Raw genomic sequence first — 21524 nt, forward strand, 5'->3', positions numbered from 1 at the left:
AAAAATCGAATTACATCTACTTCACCGCAAGCCTGGAAGCAGCCAAATGGGGCGCCGAGTTAGCGGCATCCGACGCCAAAGAACGCATTTACATCGTCGAACCCCAAGGCGAATTCGAGAACGATCCGAACCTGACCGACAAACGCTTCCCCGGAAACCCGACACGCTCGTACCGGTCCAAATCACCTTTGAAGATCGTTGCGGAACTCGGAGTATGGGAACGGCATTCCGATGAAGCAATCGATCATATGCTTGCATCTTTAAAAGAGCTGCGTGAACAAGGCAAGGCGATTATTTTGGATTGACTTTATTTTACATTTTATGACATACTAGGAAAAGAAACACCTAGGGGGAATTTTAAAATGGCTGAATTAAATTCAATGATGGCTTGGACGTTTATTCAGGAAGTTGAAGTACCCGAGTCGATCAATGACTTGCTGATTGCTGGAGAAGAGGCGCACATCGCTTACAAGACAGTACGTGACACAGCAGTGGTTACAAACAAACGCATTATCATTTCCGACAAACAGGGATTGACTGGAAAAAAAGTTGAGATTTACACAATTCCTTTCAAATCAATCATCATGTATTCATCGGAAAACGGTGGAACGTTCGATTTAAACACTGAGCTCGAGCTTTGGACGAAAGCCGGTAAATTCAAATTGAACTTGAATAAGAAAGTCGATATTCGCAAGCTTGATAAAATCATTGCTGAAGCGATTCTTTAAATTTTAGTAGTAGCCCCTTTCCTTTAGAAGGGGCTGCTTTTTTATTACTACACCTCTCTCTATGAACCATAAAAGTTTCAAGCAATCCGTAAATGTGAATAATGCAAAGCGCTGCTCCGCAGAACATTAATTTCCTCCGGGCGGTAATGTATTCACTTTAAATATTCATATTCTCAGACCAGAATTTTTTCATTCGCCTTGAAGGGGATATTGATGCAAGTGTTTACTTTTTATTTAACATATCATTAAAAGGGAGTATTTAAGCGGCAGGAATTATGCAGTCTTATTTTAGGATATACTATAAATTAGTTACAAGTTTGGAGGGATATTATTATGAAGAGCGAAACAAAAACGGTATCAGGTCTTAACTTGAATTTTTGGAAGCAGGATGAACATACCATCCACATTTCCATTAAAAATCCTCATGCTGGAAAAGATTCATGGCTTACAAGTATTGAGTCTACTGAAAAACACGACGGCAAGCAGATGGCAAGAACGCATGATAATTTATTTAGAGATTTAAAAGCAATTCTCGAAGCAAATGGCAAATGGCAATAAATAATTTGGAGCTTCGTTCATAAAGAACGGCCCTTTTTCATTTCATGCAGATCATTCCATCTACTACCTTCACTTATCTATAAATTTAAAAGAAATGATACAAAGAAAAAAGCATCCCTATTGTCAGCTAAGCTACAAGGACAATAGGGATGCTTTTCAAACAGCTGTTTCAACCGTATGCATCCCCTGGAATCTTCACAAGAAGAAATGGCCAGCTCCATCAGTCCACATTTCCAAGCTTCCGATCTTTCTTAATCCAATGCCATTGTTCCTTCAATTTCAAAGCGACGCCTTTAGAGGATGCCGGATTTTGCCCCGTGATCAACCGCCCGGACAACACCACGCACTTCGATAATGGCATCGCTGCCTGTTTATACAAAGTTCCCCGCTCCCGCAGCTTATCTTCGAGTGAAAAGGGAGTATCTTTAAACAGCCGCATCATTTTCTCTTCCCGGTTTGAAAATCCGGTTACGACATGGCCGGCCAATAGATACCTGCCGTCGGACAGCTGGACGTTCGGCAAAGCGCTCGGGCCGTGGCACACCGCAGAAACAATCCCGCCGTTTTCGTAAATTTTTCGGGTCAATTCCTGCAAGCCTTTATTCTCTGGAAAATCCCACATCGTTCCATGCCCGCCAGCAAAATAAATGGCCGCATAATCATCGCCATCTACTTCATCTGGCACAAGCGGCCTTTTCAACCGGTCCATCAACTCGTCATCCAGGTAATAGCCGCGGGTTGTTTTATCCGTCAGCACCGCCAGCAGACTTCTCGGATCAAGCGGCACCCGCTGTTTTGACGTGCTGACGATATCGATATCGAACTCGTCTTTCACTTCATGATAGAAATCCGTTAATTCCCTGAGCCATAATCCTGTTTTCTTGCCTCTTGTCCCAAGAGCGGCGTGATTCGTCACGACAATCAGTATTTTATCCAAGATGCGTTCCTCCCATAAATTCAATCTCCTTTTTTTATAGGTATTCCCCGCCTTTTGGGTTTTAGTCCTAAGGCGAAATACGATTGATAAGCATAATAAAACCGCTTCGAAGAATGGTGATTTCCTCTGGGCGGCTCTGATTATCTTTAAAGTCCTACTGCAGTCACAGCATTCGCAGCATCTGCATTACTGAAACCTTCAAATTGTAATTGTTCAATCAATCCGGATCTTGAAAAAGACATGGAGCTTAGGTAATTTTCAGCCATTTTGACTGCCTGCTCGCTCCAATTCACATTGATATTCTCTACTGCATTCGCAGCATCGGCATTGTTGAAGCCTTCAAATACCAATTGTTCGATTAACCCGCTCTTGGAGAAAGCTGTGTACTCAATGTAATTCGCCGCCATTTTGACTGCCTGTTCGCTCCAATTCACATTGATGTTTTCGACGGCATACGTAGCGTCGCCATTACTAAACCCTTCAAATTCCAGCTGTTCGATCAAGCCACTTTTTGAAAAAGCCGTAAACTCCAGATAATTCTCAGCCATCCCAACCGCTTGTTGCTGGGATACCGTGCCTGCATTTGCAGCTGCTTCCGCTTCTGCTTTTGCCTTCGCTTCTTCTGCGGCTTTTGCCGCTGCCTTCGCCTTCGCTTCTTCCTCGGCTTTAGCGGCGGCTTCTGCTTCAGCCTTTGCCTTCGCCTCTTCTTCCGCCTTCGCCGCCGCTTCCGCTTCAGCTTTTGCCTTCGCCTCTTCTTCCGCTTTCGCTGCCGCTTCTGCCTCAGCCTTTGCTTTCGCTTCTTCTTCGGCTTTCGCTGCTTTTTCTGCCTCAGCCTTTGCCTTCGCTTCTGCTTCAGCCTTCACCTTCGCTTCTTCATCGACTTTTGCAGTTGCTTCTGCTTCTGCTTTTGCTTCTTCCTCGGCTTTCGTGTCCGCCTCAGAAACTTCCTCTACTTCTGTCGCTTCAACTTTCGTTTCGTCAAGCACTGGTTCACCGGTATCTCCAGCCTGTTCACCGCACCCACTTAAAATTATAGTAAGTCCTGCCGCCAATAAAAACTTGTTATTTGTCCGCACGAGCACACACTCCCTTCAACTGATGAAGCTGCAATATTGTTTGCGATTCCTCTCGCTAGTTCTTCTTAAGTGAAATCTCTTAAGCCGATAATTTTTTAGACATGCGATAGGAATCCCAACTCCACTTTTATTGAGCATGGAAATTACCTAGTCTTTTCATTGTTATTAGAGCGATTCGGACATTTATCTTCAGCCGCTTTTCTAAAAGATGCTTCTAAGCTGTGAATCCTTTTAATACAACTAATAAAGCGCATTTGCTTTTTCAATAGATTTTCTCCTTCAAAACACCCCCTCAATACGGCCTACAATACTTATAATTTATCACAATATTCAGTTAATTTATACATAAATTATTTAATATACTAATACTAGGAGCTTAAGCCTTGATTAGATATTACAGACTATATGGTTTTAAGAGTTCTCATCCCTAGTAGAAACACAATTCATAAGCATGAAAACACTCCTCCGAAGAATTTTGATGTAACAGGCGCCATGTATGACAAAACCAAACAAAAGCTATGACAATAAAAAAGAACGAGGCATGTGCGCCTCGCTCTTTCTTTATTCTGGCCAGCCAGTTTTACGCGAAAATAAGTACCCCGATAAGAATCTCCTCAATTCTAATCAAGTCCGGATTTCTCTCCTGACAAAATCTTTGTTCTTGCGGTTTTTCACTTCTTCCATCTTGGCATAAAAACTGTCTTCCATCTCGATTTCAAAAAATTGGCGAACTTCATCATATAGGCGAGGCAGTCGGCAAGCTCTTTTCCTATGTCTTCCTTGACCATTTGGGATGCCAGTTGAAATGCTTCCTCTTCGTCCATCCCTTCCTCCACGTAGCGATGTGTCAGATTGAATGCCTTGCGCAATTCCTCAGCCACCTCGGCGACTTCCGTCGTCAGCAGCATGTAACTATTCAACAGCGATGCCCGGCTTTCAAGGAAACTATTGCCATTGATGCTCCAGCCCATTTCCTGCTGGTATTGTTTTGTAAATGCCTGTAACTCCTTCATCTTGCACCTCCGTTATTTTCTGTGGTTTCATTTATCGGCAGCACGGTCGAATACTTGACTTCCCGAAGCGCCAAATTGGTCTGAATTTTACTAATGCCCAGTTTGTTCAACTTCCGGATAAACAGCTGCAAATCCTGGCGGTTCCGGTTGGCGACCTTCAGCAGGTAATCGTATTCCCCCGTGATGCATTGGCATTCCAGCACTTCCGGCATTTTTTCCAGCGCCTGTTCCAATTTCTCCAATTCATCTGCCTGATGAAGATCCGTCGTGATGAAAATAAAACACAATAAATCGAATCCCAGCTTCTCCGGATTTAAAATCGCAACTTGCTGATTGATGTATCCCTCGTTTTCGAGGCGCTTAATCCTGGTGTGAATAGCGGGAGACGATAAGTTCACGCGCTTCGCTATTTCCGTATGGCTCAACTCCGCTTGCTTTTGAAGAATGTCCAAAATCCGGACATCCACCCCATCCAACACTTTGCTTACGACCTTTTCCAATGGACCCGCCCCTTTAAATGTTTTTGTGCAACGCTGCATTCAATAATGAAAACCGAATAAAATTCCTTCAAAAGAGCTTAAACTTTAAATTTTTCTAATTTTATTCAACTTCACCGAATAATAATCATTATTATAACTTAAAATGATAAAATTATTAATATTCAATCCAAACAATCTGCTTACATATGCTGAAAATCCAGCAGGAGAAGGAGCCGTCATGCGCTATTTGTATTTTTTATTGTTGCTATTGGTAAGTTTAATGTGGGCAGGGAATTTCGTCGTTGGGAAATGGCTGGTGGGCCACGCTTCCCCCATGACTTTGACCAGCCTGCGGTGGATGATTGCGGTGCTGTTCCTGATTCCCCTGGTATGGACGACTGAGAAAAAGATCCTGCCTCCGCGAAAAGCCCTGGTGCCTTTATTTCTTATGGGCATTACCGGCGTCGCGCTGTTCAATATTCTGCAATTCATCGCGCTGAACCACACTTCCGCTACGAACATCGGGCTGATTTCGACACTGAACATGATTTCCATCGCCGTCTTTTCAGCTATTTTGCTGAAAGAAAAAATCAAACCGCTGCAGAAAACCGCGATGGGCCTTTCGCTTTTCGGCGTCATTCTCGTGTTGTCAAAAGGAAGCAGCGATGTGCTTTTGTCCATGCAATTCAATAAAGGCGATTTATTCATGCTGGCCGCCGTTTGCTGTTGGGGCATCTATTCGGTCTGCGGCAGATGGGCGATGGCCTCGGTTTCGCCGATGATGGCCACACTGTATTCCGGCGTTTTCGGCATCGCCGTCCTGCTGCCGTTCAATTTCGCTGACTTCACCGTGACGAACATCAACCCTTCATTTGTCTATTCCATTCTGTATACGGGGCTTATTTCCACAGTCGTTTGTTTTGTCCTTTGGAATCTCGGCGTCCAGAAATTGGGCGCGACGACATCGGGGCTGTTCCTCAATTTCAATCCGATCTTCACAGCCGTTTTGGCCTTCATTTTCCTCGGAGAAAAAATGTCTGGCATCCAAGTCCTTGGCAGTGCCCTGGTGATTATCGGTTGTTATTTCTTCAGTTATTTCAAGACGAAGAGATTTTTTCGGAAAGATGTTGCAGGCGAAACAAATCCTCTAACGAGCGAGATTCGTTAGAGAGTGCCTGGAATTTTGGAGATTAACATTTAAAAGTATCGATTGTAGAAATCACTCTGCTCTCAGACATCTCACAACAAAAAGGGTTATGCCAATTGAACTGGCATAACCCTTTTCAGCTTTCATTTACAAAAACAACAACCCTGCCCCAATCACAACCCCGCTGACAAACAGCACGATCAAACAAAAGCCCATGATGTCTTTCGCTTTGAGGCCTGCGATGGCCAGTGCCGGCAATGCCCAGAAAGGCTGGATCATATTCGTCCAGGCATCTCCCCATGCAACCGCCATGGCCACTTTTGCAGTGTCGCTGCCGAGCATTTCGGCAGCTTCCAGCATAATCGGCCCTTGGACGGCCCATTGTCCGCCGCCTGAAGGGACGAAGAAGTTGACGAGCCCTGCGCTTAAAAAGGCGAATAGCGGGAAGGTCTCTGCCGTTGAGATGCTGACGAAGGCATCCGATAAGACGGCTGCCAAACCGGACGCCGTCATCATTCCCATGATTCCTGCGTAAAACGGGAATTGGATGATGATGCCGCCCGCTCCTTTGACTGCTTCTTGCACCGCGATCAAATACTTGCGCGGCGTCCCGTGGAATAAAATTCCGAGGAACAAGAACATGAAGTTCACCAAATCGAGCGTCAGCGCAAAGCCATTTTGAATGAAATAATACGCGATAAACGCAATGCCCATTACGCCGATGACCGCAGACAAGATCCAGCTGTTTTCCAAGCGCTCTGCCGGTGTCATGTCCACTTTAGCCGCTTGCTCCTCGACTGGCGGTTCCAACAGCACTTTCGGATCGACGACAACGGTCTCTTCTCTTTTCGGCATCATGAAACGGTTTAATAACGGAAGAATAATGACCAATGCCCCAACGATGATCAAGTTGTAGCTGGCAAAAATCGTTTCACTTGTAGGAATAATGCCGATCTGCTCCATGAACGGATGGCCGTCTGTCGCAATCGACAGCGGAATCGAACCGGAAAATCCGGCATGCCAAATCAGGAATCCCGAGTAAGCGCTTGCAATTAACAGCCGGTAATCGACATGCTCAACGCGTTTCGCCAATTCTTTCGCGAACAAAGCCCCGATCACCAACCCGAATCCCCAGTTGATCCAGCTCGCTGCAAGTGAAACCAATGTGACCCAAATGATTGCGCTGCCCGGCGTCTTTGCAAAACTCGCAAGTTTGCCCAGCCCCTTTTTGAAAATCGGGCTGCTCGCCAACACGAATCCGGTCACCAGCACCAGCACCATCTGCATCGAGAACGCTAACAGCGCCCAGAAGCCTTCACCCCAAAACGACACCATTTCAACTGGCGACGAACCGGTCAAGCCCAAGCCCATTCCGAAAACCACCAGCGTCAAGATGATGACGAATAAAAACGGATCCGGCAAAAATCGCTCCATTAAATTATTGGAAAATCGGATAATTCCTTTCAACTTTGAACTCCCCTTTTTTGTCTAAATTTTCATTCCCTTTCTAATGCTACCTTATTTTCGCTCTTTCATGGACAAAATTTGAAAATTGGCAGATTTTTTTCGCTTGATTGCTATTCATTTTGAAAAGAATTGAATTGATTAAGCGTTATTTATTCGTCCAGCGCCACAAAGCAAGCCAAGCTATATGATCCGCATTCCTTATAAATATCCACACAGTATTCAGCGGATGGACCGACCAGGACTTTTTATGAATAAAGTCAAAAACGCCGAATTCTCCACGGTTCTGAGAAGAAATTCGCCGGCATCTGCGTGAAATCGAAAAATTTGCTTGTTAAAGCCATTTCCGCGCACAGAAACGGTTTTCGTTTAGGTGATCTTAAAGTTTATGCGCGCTTAGCGAGGTTTATGCGCGTTCAGAAAGTTTTATGCGCGTTCAGCAGAATTTACGCGCGTTCAGAAAGTTTTATGCGCGTTCAGCGGAATTTACGCGCGCTCAGAGAATTTTACGCGCGTTCAGCTATTCTCCGGTGTCACTCAAGCCTCCACTACGCTTCCCCGCGTGAAAAACGATGTCCTCAAGTCACTATGTTGTGCACGAAGCTTAAAGGTGATTGGTTTTTCTTATGGACTTGCATAAAATACATCGAATTTATTTATGGCCAAAACAGCGCTATAGTGAAAAGGAAAAGAGGTGACGGGCATGGAGTTAATCGTAATGTTTTTTATCGGGTTTTGCGCCACAACGCTCGGCACGCTTGCCGGAGGCGGCGGCTTGATTAGTTTGCCGGCGATGCTGCTGCTGGGGATGCCGGTCCATTCTGCGATCGGTGCCAGCAAAGTTTCCAATACCTTTAGTTCGTTTTCAAGCTTCTTCTACCTTATCAAGAAAAAGAAAATCACCTTGAAAGAATCGATATGGATCGTCCCGATCAGCCTCGTTGGCGGTGTGACCGGCGGATTCATCGCATCGAATATTCCTGCAGAGCATATGTATGTCGTCGTCAGCGTGCTGCTGGTCTTCGCTTTTATTACTTCGTTTATCGGCAAAAAAGGCTTTGACAGACAAGGTCCGCTTGAAATGAACAAGAAAAGCGTTGCCGGCCTCTACAGCATCGGCATTTATGACGGCCTTTTCGGCCCCGGCCAAGGAACGCTCATGCTCTTTTTGTTCAGCTCGCTGAACATCGCCTATATCCGCGCCTTGCAACTTTCTCCAGCTGTTTCGGCGCCGCCATCACGTATATTCTGGCCGGCGACATCATTTGGCCGCTGACGATTGCGCTCCTGCTCGGTTCCGTGACTGGCGCCCAGACCGGCGTCCGCATTGCCGAGAAGCTCAAGCCGGATTACGTAAAACCAATTTTGCGCGCCGTGACCGTCCTTCTCATCATCCAGATTGTCTCTTCGCAGTTTTTTTAACATATGCGCCTTCTCTTTCTGATCGATGGATTAGCTAGACCCGTCCTTCTTGCCAGTTCCCCCTACCAAAAACGCCTAAAGAACGGTATATTTATTAATTAGCGTGAAAATCCCATCGCAATCCTGCACAGAAGGAGCACAGAAAATGACTTCAAAAAACACAAAACGAAAAAGTAATAAAGGCAAAATGCTGCTGCGGGCGCTGCCCATCATCATCGGTGCCTTCATCACTGCATACGGCCTCGAAGCCGTGCTGATTCCGAACAGCGTCTCAGACGGCGGCGTGACGGGCCTCAGCATCGTCGGTTCCCAATTATTCGGTTTGCCGCTCGGCTTGCTGATTGCAATCTTGAACATTCCGTTCGTCTATTTAGGCTATAAGCAAATCGGCCGCAGCTTCGCCATCTACTCAGTCATCGGCATCGCATCCCTTGCCTACGCGACAACGCTCATGCACCACATTCCAGCCATCATCGAAGGCGACACGCTTTTGATCACCGTTATTGGCGGCATCATCATCGGCTTCGGCATGGGCCTTGCGCTGCGGAACGGCGGCGCGCTGGACGGCATCGATATGCTCGCTGTCCTGCTGTCGCGCAAACTGCCATTCGGGACGAGTGACATGATCCTGTTCCTGAATGTCTTCGTCTTTATCGTCGTGTCGTTCGTCTTCGGCCTGCAAGGCGCGTTCCTTTCCGGCATCGCGTACTTCATCGCATCGAAAGTGATCCACCTCGTCGAAGAAGGATTCAGCGGTTCCAAAACCTATAAAATCATTTCGCGCGAACCCGAGTTGCTCGTCCAAACCATCTACGACCGGCTCGGCCGTAACGCCACGTACAACGTTGTCAAAGGCGCTTATACGAATGAAGAATACAAAGAAATCACCTGCATCATCAACCGCCTCGAAGACAGCAAGATGAAAGAAATCATCTACGAAATCGACAGCAACGCCTTCATCGCGGTGTACGACGTCGCGGAAGTCCGAGGCGGGAACTTCAAAAAGCGGGATATCCATTGATCTCTTGCGAATAAAAAAAGGGCCGGACTCTCTGTTACAAGAGAATCCGGCGCTTTTTTGATTACAGCACGACTGTTTCAATCGGTTCGTCATTTAATGCATAGTGGTAGCTCAAGGTGGCATTCAGGGAATGCGTCACCGAACAATAAGTTTCAATGGACAGTTTAATCGCACGGACGACTTTCTCTTCCGGAAGATCCCCTTTCAGGTGATACGTAATCGAAATCTCCGTAAACCGTTTCGGGTGTTCCGTCGCACGTCTTCCCTCGATATCGACAAAGAATTCTTCGACGTTCAAACGCATCTTACTCAGAACCATTACGATATCCATTCCCGTGCATACGGCTGCGGCGTGCAAAAGGAGCTCAGTCGGACGCGGTCCGCTATTCGCCCCGCCGCTTTCCGCATCGGCATCCAATACCACCCGGTGCCCCGATTCCGTCATGCCGTTAAATGCCATTCCGCCATCCCAGTCCAATCTTGCTTTCATCAAATCACCCTTTCCCTTTTCCCTTAGTATATCCTCCTCCCCAGCGTATTAACCTTTTCTGCCTTGGAATGAAAAATCTGCCTTTCCGTGTAATTAAATCGAAACCATCATCATTCCTTCGTTGAAACTTTTGCCTCCCCTAACCGTATTGTTAGACAAGAGGTGATGGAACATGAAAAGCAAAAAAATCCTGCCGTACTTGCTAGCCGCTGTATTGGCCGTTCTCGTTCCGACGCAGGTGTATGCGGTGGACTTTGACATTACGGATGTCCAGATCGATGCGCAACTGAACGAAGACGGCACAGCGGATGTCACGGAACGATTCACGTATGCATTCGAAGATGATTTCAATGGCATCACGCGCGGCCTGATCGCCAAAGAAGGCACATCGATCGAGAATTTCACGGCTTCGGAAAACGGCAAAGCGTTGAAAGTGGAAATGGAAGACGGCGTCTACCAGGTTTTCCGCGCTGGTGAAGACGACGAAACGATTGAAATCGAATTGAATTACGAAATTACCAACGCCGTGGAAAAATTTGAAGACGGCGCGCAGTTTTACTGGGCGTTCTTCGACGAAAACAACGACAGCGAATACGGCGACATGACGATTTCCGTCATCCCGCCCCTTCCGGCCGACGAAGTTGAAGCTTTGGGCTACGAGGAAGCGGCAAATACGGAACGCATCACCGATGACGGTACGGCGGTGTTCGAACTTGGCGCTGTGCCGGATGGTGAAAACGCCAATGTCCGTGCAATTTTTGAACCCGAGCTGTTCCCGGATGCCGCTGCACGCGGTGGAACTGTCCGTGACGACCTAGCCCAAGACCGCGAAGAACAGGAAAACGAAGCGGCGGCATTCGCGCAGAATCAGCAAACCGCTCGCGTCATTGCGATTCCAGCAATTGCGATTCTTGGTGCGTTGCTGTTGGGCGGGATTTTATTCGCCTGGATCCGCACTGTCCGGCGCAAGCGGCAAATCCGCAATTACCCGTATGAATTTTTCGTGCCAAAAGAATCGATGAGCATTCCCGCGCTGCTCCATTTCACCAACTCAGCGTTCCTGACGCCGAACGCCATCTCGGCAGCGATTTTGGAGCTCATGCGAAAGGGCAATATCAAGCAAGTCTCGGAAGATCATTTTGAACTCATCAACCGAAAAACCGACCACGCCCATGAAGAGACCTTGATCGAGTTATTATTCGACTTTATTGGCGGCGGCCGTGAATTCACGCTGGGGCAAGTGGAACAATACACGGAAAACGAACTTAACCACCCGGCTTACAACGAAGCCATCGCCGAATGGAATAAAAACATCGCCGCCGAAGTAAAGGCGAAAAGCTTTTATGAAAAGCATCCGGGGCTGCGCTGGACGGCTGGCATCCTCAGCGCCGTGTTCATCGGACTCGCCATCTACACCGGCATCTATGCGCTGTTCCCTGCAATGGCAGCCGCCATCGTCCTGGCGATGCTCGCGTTCGGCTTTGCCATCGCCTACGCGCCGATCACATTTGACGGGCTCGAAATCCGCCATCACTGGCGCCAATTAAAAGCGGCCATGCAAAACTTGCCGGAAAGCCAGTGGCACGCACTGAATTCAGACGACCAGCAGCGCGCCTACGCTTATCTGCTCGGCAGCGACCCGAAAACCGCCGAACGGAAAGCAGCGGCCTTCACGTCAGCGAATACCGCAGCGGATGACTCCAGCTTTGTCATGAATCCGATTTTCATGACAGCCATCTTTGTATCAGCCGGCACCACCACTGCAAGCGCAAGCGGCGGAACGGCCGGTTCTGGCGCTGGAGTCGGGGGTGGCGGCGGTGGATCTGGGGCGTTTTAACTTAAGCAGCGGAAACTGCTTTATGCCATTTCATAGAAACCATATATAAGTTTGATTAAAACAAATAACCGCTCCGAGGAATGTTGATTTCCTCGGAGCGGTTATTTTTGTGATGTAATTCATTTGTCCCCTGTGTACCTACTTGGGCTATCTTTATTTCCAGTCCTTCAACTTAATATGATCATCTGCATTTCATAAAAGATTTCTCTTGATTTCTTCAAATTCTCCAGTAGATATCTCACCTTTAGCAAACCGTTTCTCGGCAATTTCCATAGCGTCTGTATTGGAGTTTTTCTGAGAGCGATTCACATCGTTGTTATTGTTGGTTTTCAAAAAGTAGTAAATGCCAAAACCAACAATTACGATTAATATGATTAACACCCAAAATCCACCGCCCATTCCCATTCCCCATCCTGGTCCCATCATTGCTTTCTACCTCCTTTTTTTACTTTTGGTATATATCTGCACTTCAAATGTATACGCTAGATGTGCAGAAATGGCGGAGTTTTGGAGACAGTAGATGCTGCTTCTCGTACTTCAGTTTTTTTGGAAAATAAAACTTTAAAGACCGCTGGATCAGCCGATAACTATTATTCAATCAACAAGCTGCTTTTTACATTTAACCACCAGTCCCCCTTTCCCCTCGGAATCTAAAAACATATATAGAATGAGAAAACAGAAAAACTGATTTCCTTATTGAAGTACGGCATCGGCAATTGCTAAAGAAAATCAAACTTCACGATAAATTCCACTGTTTTCCTTTAACTAAATGACGCGGCTGTTAAGCAATTAAAAAAGCCCAATTTCTCAATTTAAATGAGAAATTGGGCTTTCGATATTTATAGCGTTTAAAAAGAGCGCAGCTTCTCTCTTAAAGTGGCAAAATCATTTACTATTGCTGACAGTTATACCTACTCTATAACCTGATAGGGTCACGGCTTGCCCTGTATCCGATTCCGCACAATAAGATTTTATACCTTAAATTGCTTCTTCCATAGAGACACGACAATAAGGTTTTATTATTCGGCTTCGCGATATCTATATAACGATTCATAGGCAGAGACGCGGTACTCGGTCTCAAAGGAAGAGCGCTTCCAGATGCTCTCTTTTTCATAGGTTTCTTCCGTCTCGACCAATTTTAATTCCCCGGCCCCCATCGTCATGACATCAGATTCGATCACCTTCAGTTCCTTCTGTTCGGAATCCAGGGCCCGAATCTGTACTTGGACCTCTTTTTGCTGATCCAAATTGTTTTTGATGAAAAATGAGTTTTGGTACTTCTGGTTGTGGCAATTAGATGATGTGGTTCGCATGCATTCTTTTTCGGAGCTCATAAACAGGACGGTGATTTCTTCACCGGCTTGCTGCTGTTGGGCCATCGCCAGCGCATTTTTGACTTTATATATATAAGATGCTTTCTCCGCCAGCGGATACACCCAAATGGTGAAAAACAGGATGGTGGCACTGAGTACCACTGTGACAACCCACGCCACCTTAGGGTTATGGAACGATTTAGGCGCGTCTTTGAAGATGATGTTGACAACCACGGTAATGATGCCCACAATCACCAGAAACACTGCGCAAAGAATGAGGGCAGCTATGCTTTCGTAACCATTCTGGAAGAAAGAAAGTTGATAGGCATTGGAAAAATAGTAGTTTAAAACAGCACTGACAAGGACAACGGCAATAAAAGCCGCTAGGGATATTTTCCAGCGGAATTTTTCGGTTTTGCCGGCTTTGCTGCTTTTCAAATTCATGGTGGTCCAGAGAAACCAAGCGTATGGAAGAATAAAAAGGAGAATGACAAGGACAACGGTACCCATTAAATCAAGCCTTTCGCAAAAGGTAGTGAGAAACAAGAGCTTAAAAGCATTACATCGCATTTTTAAAAATTCATCTTTATATAAGTTCTTTTTCTATCTCTCTTTAATTATACGCAACATATACTGGGAAAGGTTCAAAAATTTAGTAAAGCAGAAATCGGCCGCCTGAAAACGATGTCTTTTCCTATTCAAGACGGGTATCATGATTCTGCAAAAGCTCATCCCGATCTATGATTCGGCGGATACGAATAGCCACTAAGAGGAAATCAACATTCCTCAGAGCGGCTATTTGTGTAATTCGTTGTAAATGTTAAGGGAAAGCTTTCACTTTTTGATTTATCGTTTTTCGTATGCAATAAGATTGTCTATCTCGCGCTATGGCGCCATTGCATGAATACAGTTTTGTTTCATCCTAGACTGGGTACATAGGAGGCAACTATAAAACCAGGAGGAATCAGCCGTGAAGAAGAAATGGGTTCCCATCTTGCTTGCATTCGGGTTAGTGCTTGCCTCTCCCCTCTCCTCTCAGCCGGTCGAAGCCACAGACAATGCAGCTGCAGTAAAGGAAGACCAGCTGCCGGCCAAGCTTGAGAATCTCATGAAAATCGCCCCAGAGCATCAATTTACGCTGCGAAAAGGAAGCACACGCATTGAAGTGGAACTCCTCCAATGGACCTTGAATCACTATGGATTAAAAACGGCGGTTGATGGCATTTTCGGACCTGCTACCCAAAAGAACGTCCGGCAATACCAGGCAGATAAAGGCTTGAAGGTTGATGGCATTGTCGGCATGCATACGTGGGCGGCATTATATGCAGAACATAAAAAACCATTTGATCCAGAAGGCAAACTGCCGTCCAATCTCAGGAATCTAATGGATATTGCCCCGGAGCATCAGTTTACGCTGCGCGAAGGAAGCACACGCATTGAAGTGGAACTCCTTCAATGGACCTTGAATCAGTATGGACTAAAAACAGCGGTTGACGGCATCTTTGGACCCGAGACAAAACGAAATGTCCGGCAATACCAGGCAGATAAAGGCTTGGAAGTCGATGGCATTGTCGGCATGAATACATGGGCCGCTCTATACGCGGAATATCAGGAAACGTGATTGCCGCCACATCGTTCTGGAAAGAAACACATTTAATTATGCTCCCCTTATAAGGTATGTGCTCATCCGAGAACGGGGTGGGCATTTTCAATTCCCCGCTTTTCCGCTAGATAAATACAGCTTACACACTGAATCATGTCGTTCAAAGGAATGCAATTTCCCTAAAAAAAGCACCGCTCCGAAAATTTCCGGAGCGGTGCTTCACTTTTTTAAAATAGCATATTTTGAAGCCCACTTGTTTGAAGGTCTCAAAAAATCAGCCAAACAACTTAGCTTTTTGCCAAGTCTTCAGAGGGTTTATTAATCTCAAAAAATTTCCCGACCACTACCTCGTCGCCTTCTTTCAAACGCTTCTTGTATTCGGCAGTCGCCGTGAACAGCACGTCTGTCGAAGAGTTCAAAGCCGTTTCAAACGAATCCTGCAGTACGCCGATGATGAATCCGACGCCGACCACTTGCATCGCTACGTCAGCTGGTACGCCGAACAAACTGCACGCCAGCGGGATCAAGAGCAGCGAGCCGCCTGCCACGCCGGAAGCGCCACACGCACTTACCGCTGCCAGCACACTGAGCATGATCGCTGTCGGGATATCCACTTGGATGCCAAGCGTGTTGACCGCTGCAAGTGTCAGAACAGAAATCGTAATTGCGGCTCCGGCCATGTTGACTGTTGCACCAAGTGGAATGGACACCGAATACGTGTCTTTGTCCAAGCCAAGTTTTTCACAAAGCGTCATATTGACTGGAATGTTGGCAGCTGAGCTGCGGGTGAAGAATGCTGTAATGCCGCTTTCACGCAGGCATTTGAATACCAGCGGATACGGATTGCGGCGGATGTTGATGAATACGATAAGCGGGTTGACCACTAGCGCCAGGAACACCATGCAGCCAATCAACAGCGCCAATAGTTTGCCGTAGCCCAGAAGCGATGAAAGCCCGTTTGTCGTAATCGACTCGATGACCAGGCCCATGATGCCGAGCGGTGCAAATTTGATGATCCAGCCGACAATCTTCGCTACCGCATCCGATACATTCGCGATGACCGTTTTGGTCGTATCTGCGGCATTTCGCAATGCCAGGCCAAGGACAACCGCCCAAGCCAAAATCCCGATGTAGTTTCCGTTCACCAGCGCGTTGACCGGATTGTCGACCACGTTCAACACCAAGGTCTTGATGACTTCAACCGCATTGCCCGGAGGCGCCAAGCCTTCAGCCCCTTGCGTCAACGCAATGCTTACCGGGAAGATGAAGCTTGCGATGACCGCGACAAGCGCTGCTACAAATGTTCCTAATAAATAAAGAAAAATAATCGATTTCATATTTGTTTGCTGGCCCTTTTTATGCTGGGCAATCGATGCGATGACCAGGAATAAAACCAAAACAGGTGCGATCGCTTTCAGCGCCCCGACAAACAAGGTGCCGAAAATCGTCAACGATGCCGCCGTTTCCGGAATTGCTACCGCCAATGCCACCCCTAAAGCCAAGCCGATCAAGATTTGTTTCACAAGACTGATGCGGTTCCACATTTTCAATACGTTCATGTCCATTCCCCCATGCTAGTTTCTTCTAAGCTGCAACTCGGCCGTTGCTCTCCCATCCTTTTGCAGGAGCAGCGGCCATTTTTCAATCTATCCCCATTCTAACCAATCGGATGAACGAATAGAACAAATTTTTTATAAAATCAAATACTTAATTCATTCGAACTGGCGGTACACATAAAAAGACCAGCCTTATTGACTGGTCCTTGCCTATAATATTCCAGATGAGTTGCACTGCATACCGAGCGCCAAAAAAATACAGAACTTTGCGCTGGTGCTCCGCAAAGTTCTGTATCCGGTATTCTATGAAATTGCTACGAATCAAATAGCCTTCAGCTTAAAGACTTCCCGCTTCGCAACCAGGTCCGCCGTGTTTGTCCGGTATTCCTGGTAATGCGGGGCGCTGACATGGCTCTCCAAAGCGTCGTTGTCTTTCCACGATTCGTGAAGGACGAACGTGTCGTCTTCGATCGATTGATGGAGAACATAGCTTAAGCAGCCCGCTTCTGCACGGGAAGCTTCTGCCACTTTGTTCAATTCTGCCAATAATTGATCCGCCATGTTTTCCTTTGGCTTAAGGATTGCTGTAATTACGATAGGTTCCATCGCTCAGTTTTCCTGTTTGCTTTTTTTATCAAAAGCTTTTACCAATTCTTCAGCCAATGCTTCAGAAGAGAACGGGTCGCGCCCGGTCACTAATTGGTCATTGCCCCATACCACTTTTTCTTCAGCGGAATAATTGGCGATTTCGTTCATTTTGCCTTCCAGGCTGAACGGCAGGATTTCAGGCAAGCCTTCTGGTTCAACCGCTTCCGGATAACCGGTTACGTCCAAGCCTTCAATGATGCTCTTGCCGTCCGGACGTTTCGTCCAGATTAACGGAGCCGGTCCGTGGCAGACAGCGGAAACGATTTTGCCGTTGTCGTATACCGCATTAATGATGTTATGCAGCGTTTCATTTTCAGCCAGGTCGTACATCGCTCCGTGGCCGCCAACGATGAACACCGCGTCATAGTCTGCTGCATTCACGTCCGAAAGCTTTTTGGTATCATCCGCTAATCCCGCTTCGTACATTTTTTTGTATTTGCCTTCAGGATCGTAATCTTCGCTGATGCTGGCTTGGTCGAGTGTCGGTTTGCCGCCCAGTGGTGAAGCAAGCTCCACTTGATGCCCCGCTTTTTCCAAAATCTCCATCGGCGCGAATAATTCTTCCGCCCACCAGCCGGTTTCGTAATTGTTTTCAGTGTCCTTGTGTCCACTTGATAAAACTGCCAATACTTTTGCCATGTTCTGTTTCCTCCTCTGATTTGGTAATCATCTTGTCACTCACTTTTCCCGAATCATTTGCCCTTCAAACAAACTGACAAGACAGATAATTTTTCAGGGTTTCATCGGTCCGGTGTAGCTATTTATCCGCTATTTATCAGAACTTCGCGATCGTCTATCCGCCTCTGCTTTGCTCAAAGAATGCGCCACTTTAGTAGGGGCGCCATCCTACTTCACCGCTCTTCCGGCACATACGCATACACTTTCTCATCCTCTCCAAGTTCGAACAACAGCGCAGAAGGAATTTCATTCGCTGCCGACTTTTGTTGGCTGATCCGGAGCGGCACGGTTTCTTTCAAACTTTCCAGGTTTCTGTATTTCAACGCTTTCACGCCAAAATGCAAGCGCACTTTGTAGTTTTCCTCGATGTTTTTCACTTTCGTTTCGATCATCGCGACGACGCTATTGTTCTCCGCAATCAAATCGGCCAGCGCTTGAGAATTCACAGCCGTTTCCGGGTAATTTCGAATAGCCGTCAAATAAGGAACGTAGCATTCTTCGATAAATTTAACGTTCAATAACACAAGTTCCTGCTTGGCATTGAACGCCTCCATCAATTTCCTGTATTCCTTAATTACCGCGGCTTCGCCCCATTTCCGAATGGTTTCGTGCTCTTTCAGCTTGTCGATGTTTTCGCCAATGTTTTTCAAGTCCCTGTTCAGCACCTTCAAATCCTGCAGCGCCGCCGTATAAAAATCTTCTATTTTCTGATCTTCCACGCCGCCAAGAACGATGCCATTCGAGCGGAACCGCCCGATGATCTCGTGGAAATAGGCAAACCTCGACTCGATGCTGCCGAAAAAATCATTGTCCCGGTGCTGGATGAGCGTATTCAGTTTTTCTTCCATCTTCTTTAGGATACCTTGGATTTCAGCCAATTGCTGCTGGCCTGCCACAGCCGCCAGCAAATTGGCGCTGGCATGGACAACAACAGCCGGGTTGATGTTTTTCACCAACACCGCTTGCTTGTAAATGCCTTTTACGCCTTCTTTTTTGACTGCCGGCATAAACCCTTTGCCGTTCGCTTTTTCGATCAGCGACATGCTTTTATCCTTCAGCCCTCTGACAACTTCCGGGCTGAATTCCACCTTATACGTCCGGCTTTCCCGGATCACCATCGCCCCTGCGGTCAAGGTTTCCAGCAGATTGGCTTTCAGCATCGCTGGAATCTCAATCTTTTTATACCGGCTTTTCACCGTTTCCTCGTTCCCTACTTCCGAAACGTGCGGCATGAGCTCGACATATGGATCCGGTTCGGATTCTGGCTCGCTGATGGGAATTTCCTCTACTTGCTCCTGTATTTCTGCCTCGGCCGGCGAAGCGCCTTTTTTCCTGGTGAAATAAAGCAGCGGGCCACCTGCTGCAAGCAATACCCCCACTGCTATTAGAAATGCATTTTCCATCTTCTTCTCCCCGTTTCCACGTTTGCTTTGAAAACCACATGTTGTCACCATACCCCTTTTAATGGATGGACATGCCAGAAGCCCACTCAAAACAAACGACGCTCCAAGGAATGTTCAGGTCCTTGAAACTAAGCGCTATTTCGTTCATGTTAACGGGCGAACCTGCTGCAGCGAACCGACAAGATGGATGCATTTCGCAGCTGCGAAATGTGCAAGTGCTTGAGAAAGAGCCGTTCGCTGGGGCGAACGGCTTTTCCATTGTCGCTTTAGAACTGCGATCACGAGCTAGTGCCGGTTAAAATCGAAACAGTTCCTGTTAAAAGCTGCTTAGTTCATGTTAACGCCTTTGCAGTTCATGTTAACGCCTTGCCAAGTCATGTTAATGGGAATTTAGTTCATGTTAACGGGAGAGTGCGCCGCAACGAACAACAGACTTTGTCTGTTCACTGCAAGCTAAGGTCCGAACAAATCAATCTACAAACAAAGACTTTTAGTTCGAATAATACAAATAATTCCAAACAAAAATTTAATATCTCCTAGTATTTACCTTCCAAATCATGGTATATTCATCTTTGGATATAGCAATATAGATCTAGAGAGAGAGAATAAAGGGGGAAATATGAAATGAGTGTTGTATTTGTGTTATTGCTGCTGGTCAGCTTGCTCGCTTTTGCTGCGAGTATCGTGATGCTGCTCGTCCGTTCGTTGTTCAAAAAAGGGCTGACGGTTAAACAAACGGGGCTTGCGGCAGGTGTTTCATTTGCCGTGCTGATTGGTTCGACGATCGGCGTCGTCTCTACAGCAGACGAAGTTGAAACGGCAGACGGCGTCGAAAGTGAACAGATGGAAGCACAGAAAGAAAAAGCGGCAGAGGAAAAAGCACAAGAACAGCTCCTTGCCCAGCAAGAAGCTGAGAAACAGGCAGCGGCCGACAAGGAACAAGAAGAAGCACGTCTGGCGGCAGAGAAAGAATCCGAAGAAAAAGCGAAGGCTGAGGCGCTTGCGAAAGAAAAGGCAAAAGTCGAGGCGCTAGCGCAAGAGAAAGCGAACGCCGAGAAGCTTGCAAAAGAGAAAGAAGCGCAGGAACTGGCTGCGAAAGAAAAAGCTGCTGCAGAAGCAGCTGCCCAACAAACCAAGGAGCTCTTCGCAGGATACGAACTCGTTGAAGTTGATGGCGGTGATTTGTCCGGAACGCGCGCAGCCAACATCGTTGTCGACATTGGCTTCGGGGACCGTGAATATTGGGCATTCACCAATGAACACGGCCAACTCGTGCGTGTCGTGGCTGAAGAAATCATTGTCCAGGACGACAACAGCGAACCTGTAACATCGGACGGCCGATATTACGGGGATGAAGCGAAGGTTGCAGGCGTCGAAAGTGACATTCTGGATGAAGGGCATGTCATTGCAGATTCGCTTGGCGGGGTGTCGAATGCTTATAACATTACGCCACAAGAAAGTACACTCAACCGCCATGGCGATCAGGCTTATACGGAAGACGTTATCCGCGATGCAGGCGGCGCAACGAATTTCGAAGCCATCATCACCTACCCGGATACGGAGACGCAGATTCCTTCGAGTTACCAGTATACGTATACGGTCATGGGCAACGAAGTCGTGGATACGTTCGACAACGTGAACCCGGATGAAGTGAACGCCTCACTTGGTTTAACCGACATTGAGCCTGCGGAGCCAAGCAGTCCGCCTGCTGAAAGTGCCCCTGTGGAGGCAGCCCCTGCAAACACAGGCGGCGATGTTTCCACTGTCGACACAAACGGCAATGGACAAGTGACGATCCAGGAAGCAAAAGATGCAGGTTTCCCGATGCCCATCATGAGCGATCATTGGTTATACCCCCATATGCGGGATAATGACAATGACGGCATGGTCGGCGAATAAACCTGAAATGCATAAAAATGAAATCCGCCCTCTCGTTGAAGAGGGCGGATTTTTTTATGGAATGTTGTTTGACGCTAAGCAAGTGTTTCTTTATCGGCATCCCGATGCCTTGACAGAGATTCGGAAAGCTAGCGGCTTTTTATATAAGTTGAATGAATGATGCCGATTATCGATACTCCGCAAAACAGCTCCGCTTGCCGCGGGCGAGCGCCAAGCCTCCTCAGTCGCTTCGCTCCCTGCGGGGTCTCGGCT

20 protein-coding genes and 1 pseudogene are annotated in these 21524 nt (G+C 47.0%); 9 read left to right on the forward strand and 12 right to left on the reverse strand.

The window, feature by feature from the left end; genetic code table 11:
- The 3 genes from arr to EGV91_RS12675 form a co-directional block, all read left to right on the forward strand.
- Nucleotides 1–305: NAD(+)--rifampin ADP-ribosyltransferase (arr, locus tag EGV91_RS12665; protein WP_135504292.1), on the forward strand; the 305-nt coding region annotated here is incomplete at its 5' end.
- Between the two features lie 57 nt (nt 306–362).
- Nucleotides 363–728, forward strand: coding sequence for a PH domain-containing protein (locus EGV91_RS12670; protein ID WP_135504294.1), 366 nt, complete (start codon nt 363–365; stop codon nt 726–728).
- Nucleotides 729–1061: 333 nt separating this feature from the next.
- Nucleotides 1062–1286, forward strand: a complete 225-nt coding sequence (locus EGV91_RS12675; protein WP_135504296.1) for a hypothetical protein — start codon at nt 1062–1064, stop codon at nt 1284–1286.
- A 220-nt stretch (nt 1287–1506) separates the two neighbouring features.
- Here the strand turns inward: EGV91_RS12675 and EGV91_RS12680 are convergent, their stop codons facing one another.
- The 4 genes from EGV91_RS12680 to EGV91_RS12695 form a co-directional block, all read right to left on the reverse strand.
- Complete coding sequence (locus EGV91_RS12680) at nt 1507–2223, reverse strand: type 1 glutamine amidotransferase domain-containing protein (RefSeq protein WP_135504298.1); 717 nt, start codon at nt 2221–2223, stop codon at nt 1507–1509.
- 146 nt (nt 2224–2369) lie between these two features.
- Nucleotides 2370–3299 carry an Ltp family lipoprotein gene (locus tag EGV91_RS12685; protein WP_135504300.1) on the reverse strand — a complete coding sequence of 310 codons (930 nt, stop codon included), beginning with the start codon at nt 3297–3299 and terminating at the stop codon, nt 2370–2372.
- Nucleotides 3300–3970: 671 nt separating this feature from the next.
- A complete protein-coding gene (locus EGV91_RS12690) occupies nt 3971–4312 on the reverse strand; it encodes a MazG-like family protein (protein WP_241666183.1) in 342 nt (113 codons plus the stop codon).
- A complete protein-coding gene (locus EGV91_RS12695; protein ID WP_135504301.1) occupies nt 4309–4812 on the reverse strand; it encodes an Lrp/AsnC family transcriptional regulator in 504 nt (167 codons plus the stop codon). The genes EGV91_RS12690 and EGV91_RS12695 overlap by 4 nt, the downstream gene beginning before the upstream one ends.
- Before the next feature lie 217 nt (nt 4813–5029).
- On the opposite strand from EGV91_RS12695, the gene EGV91_RS12700 reads away from it, so the two are divergent.
- On the forward strand, nt 5030–5959 hold the full coding sequence (locus tag EGV91_RS12700; protein WP_135504303.1) for a DMT family transporter: 930 nt from the start codon (nt 5030–5032) through the stop codon (nt 5957–5959).
- A 126-nt stretch (nt 5960–6085) separates the two neighbouring features.
- Here the strand turns inward: EGV91_RS12700 and EGV91_RS12705 are convergent, their stop codons facing one another.
- The gene (locus EGV91_RS12705; RefSeq protein WP_135504304.1) at nt 6086–7405 is read right to left on the reverse strand and encodes a short-chain fatty acid transporter; all 1320 of its coding nucleotides are present in this window, start codon (nt 7403–7405) and stop codon (nt 6086–6088) included.
- Between the two features lie 700 nt (nt 7406–8105).
- On the opposite strand from EGV91_RS12705, the pseudogene EGV91_RS12710 reads away from it, so the two are divergent.
- Nucleotides 8106–8824 (forward strand): annotated as a pseudogene (locus EGV91_RS12710) (sulfite exporter TauE/SafE family protein).
- 145 nt (nt 8825–8969) lie between these two features.
- Nucleotides 8970–9845 carry a YitT family protein gene (locus EGV91_RS12715; protein ID WP_135504305.1) on the forward strand — a complete coding sequence of 292 codons (876 nt, stop codon included), beginning with the start codon at nt 8970–8972 and terminating at the stop codon, nt 9843–9845.
- A gap of 61 nt (nt 9846–9906) precedes the next feature.
- Here EGV91_RS12715 and EGV91_RS12720 read toward each other — a convergent pair whose 3' ends face one another.
- On the reverse strand, nt 9907–10335 hold the full coding sequence (locus EGV91_RS12720) for an OsmC family protein (protein ID WP_135504307.1): 429 nt from the start codon (nt 10333–10335) through the stop codon (nt 9907–9909).
- Between the two features lie 172 nt (nt 10336–10507).
- Here EGV91_RS12720 and EGV91_RS12725 point away from each other — a divergent pair, with 172 nt between their 5' ends.
- On the forward strand, nt 10508–12172 hold the full coding sequence (locus EGV91_RS12725; RefSeq protein WP_135504308.1) for a DUF2207 domain-containing protein: 1665 nt from the start codon (nt 10508–10510) through the stop codon (nt 12170–12172).
- Nucleotides 12173–12364: 192 nt separating this feature from the next.
- On the opposite strand, the gene EGV91_RS12730 is transcribed toward EGV91_RS12725, so the two are convergent.
- Both EGV91_RS12730 and EGV91_RS12735 read right to left on the reverse strand, forming a co-directional pair.
- Nucleotides 12365–12598: an SHOCT domain-containing protein gene (locus tag EGV91_RS12730; RefSeq protein WP_175580316.1), complete on the reverse strand. Its 234-nt coding sequence runs from the start codon at nt 12596–12598 to the stop codon at nt 12365–12367.
- Nucleotides 12599–13191: 593 nt separating this feature from the next.
- Nucleotides 13192–13995: a hypothetical protein gene (locus EGV91_RS12735; protein WP_135504310.1), complete on the reverse strand. Its 804-nt coding sequence runs from the start codon at nt 13993–13995 to the stop codon at nt 13192–13194.
- A gap of 460 nt (nt 13996–14455) precedes the next feature.
- Here EGV91_RS12735 and EGV91_RS17410 point away from each other — a divergent pair, with 460 nt between their 5' ends.
- Entirely contained in the window at nt 14456–15106 is a 651-nt protein-coding gene (locus tag EGV91_RS17410; protein ID WP_135504311.1) for a peptidoglycan-binding domain-containing protein, read from the forward strand.
- A gap of 269 nt (nt 15107–15375) precedes the next feature.
- On the opposite strand, the gene sstT is transcribed toward EGV91_RS17410, so the two are convergent.
- The 4 genes from sstT to EGV91_RS12760 all read right to left on the reverse strand — a co-directional run bounded on the left by sstT (nt 15376) and on the right by EGV91_RS12760 (nt 19373).
- Complete coding sequence (sstT, locus tag EGV91_RS12745; protein ID WP_135504313.1) at nt 15376–16647, reverse strand: serine/threonine transporter SstT; 1272 nt, start codon at nt 16645–16647, stop codon at nt 15376–15378.
- A 318-nt stretch (nt 16648–16965) separates the two neighbouring features.
- Nucleotides 16966–17250: a putative quinol monooxygenase gene (locus tag EGV91_RS12750; protein WP_135504314.1), complete on the reverse strand. Its 285-nt coding sequence runs from the start codon at nt 17248–17250 to the stop codon at nt 16966–16968.
- Between the two features lie 3 nt (nt 17251–17253).
- Nucleotides 17254–17931, reverse strand: a complete 678-nt coding sequence (locus EGV91_RS12755; RefSeq protein ID WP_135504316.1) for a type 1 glutamine amidotransferase domain-containing protein — start codon at nt 17929–17931, stop codon at nt 17254–17256.
- Between the two features lie 212 nt (nt 17932–18143).
- Nucleotides 18144–19373: a DUF1572 domain-containing protein gene (locus EGV91_RS12760; protein ID WP_135504317.1), complete on the reverse strand. Its 1230-nt coding sequence runs from the start codon at nt 19371–19373 to the stop codon at nt 18144–18146.
- Between the two features lie 624 nt (nt 19374–19997).
- Here EGV91_RS12760 and EGV91_RS12765 point away from each other — a divergent pair.
- Nucleotides 19998–21272 carry a cell envelope integrity protein TolA gene (locus EGV91_RS12765; protein WP_135504319.1) on the forward strand — a complete coding sequence of 425 codons (1275 nt, stop codon included), beginning with the start codon at nt 19998–20000 and terminating at the stop codon, nt 21270–21272.
- The last annotated feature ends 252 nt before the right edge of the window (nt 21273–21524 follow it).

It is taken from the genome of Planococcus koreensis (assembly GCF_004761975.1).
Classification (GTDB): domain Bacteria; phylum Bacillota; class Bacilli; order Bacillales_A; family Planococcaceae; genus Planococcus; species Planococcus koreensis.

Excerpts from the sequence above, each read along its gene's own strand:
- EGV91_RS12670 (WP_135504294.1), top strand. The coding sequence starts at position 363 with ATGGCTGAATTAAATTCAATGATGGCTTGGACGTTTATTCAGGAAGTT.
- EGV91_RS12675 (WP_135504296.1), top strand. The coding sequence starts at position 1,062 with ATGAAGAGCGAAACAAAAACGGTATCAGGTCTTAACTTGAATTTTTGG.
- EGV91_RS12690 (WP_241666183.1), bottom strand. The coding sequence starts at position 4,312 with ATGAAGGAGTTACAGGCATTTACAAAACAATACCAGCAGGAAATGGGC.
- EGV91_RS12700 (WP_135504303.1), top strand. The coding sequence starts at position 5,030 with ATGCGCTATTTGTATTTTTTATTGTTGCTATTGGTAAGTTTAATGTGG.
- EGV91_RS12715 (WP_135504305.1), top strand. The coding sequence starts at position 8,970 with ATGACTTCAAAAAACACAAAACGAAAAAGTAATAAAGGCAAAATGCTG.
- EGV91_RS12720 (WP_135504307.1), bottom strand. The coding sequence starts at position 10,335 with ATGAAAGCAAGATTGGACTGGGATGGCGGAATGGCATTTAACGGCATG.
- EGV91_RS12725 (WP_135504308.1), top strand. The coding sequence starts at position 10,508 with ATGAAAAGCAAAAAAATCCTGCCGTACTTGCTAGCCGCTGTATTGGCC.
- EGV91_RS12730 (WP_175580316.1), bottom strand. The coding sequence starts at position 12,598 with ATGATGGGACCAGGATGGGGAATGGGAATGGGCGGTGGATTTTGGGTG.
- EGV91_RS12735 (WP_135504310.1), bottom strand. The coding sequence starts at position 13,995 with ATGGGTACCGTTGTCCTTGTCATTCTCCTTTTTATTCTTCCATACGCT.
- sstT (WP_135504313.1), bottom strand. The coding sequence starts at position 16,647 with ATGAACGTATTGAAAATGTGGAACCGCATCAGTCTTGTGAAACAAATC.
- EGV91_RS12750 (WP_135504314.1), bottom strand. The coding sequence starts at position 17,250 with ATGGAACCTATCGTAATTACAGCAATCCTTAAGCCAAAGGAAAACATG.
- EGV91_RS12755 (WP_135504316.1), bottom strand. The coding sequence starts at position 17,931 with ATGGCAAAAGTATTGGCAGTTTTATCAAGTGGACACAAGGACACTGAA.
- EGV91_RS12760 (WP_135504317.1), bottom strand. The coding sequence starts at position 19,373 with ATGGAAAATGCATTTCTAATAGCAGTGGGGGTATTGCTTGCAGCAGGT.
- EGV91_RS12765 (WP_135504319.1), top strand. The coding sequence starts at position 19,998 with ATGAGTGTTGTATTTGTGTTATTGCTGCTGGTCAGCTTGCTCGCTTTT.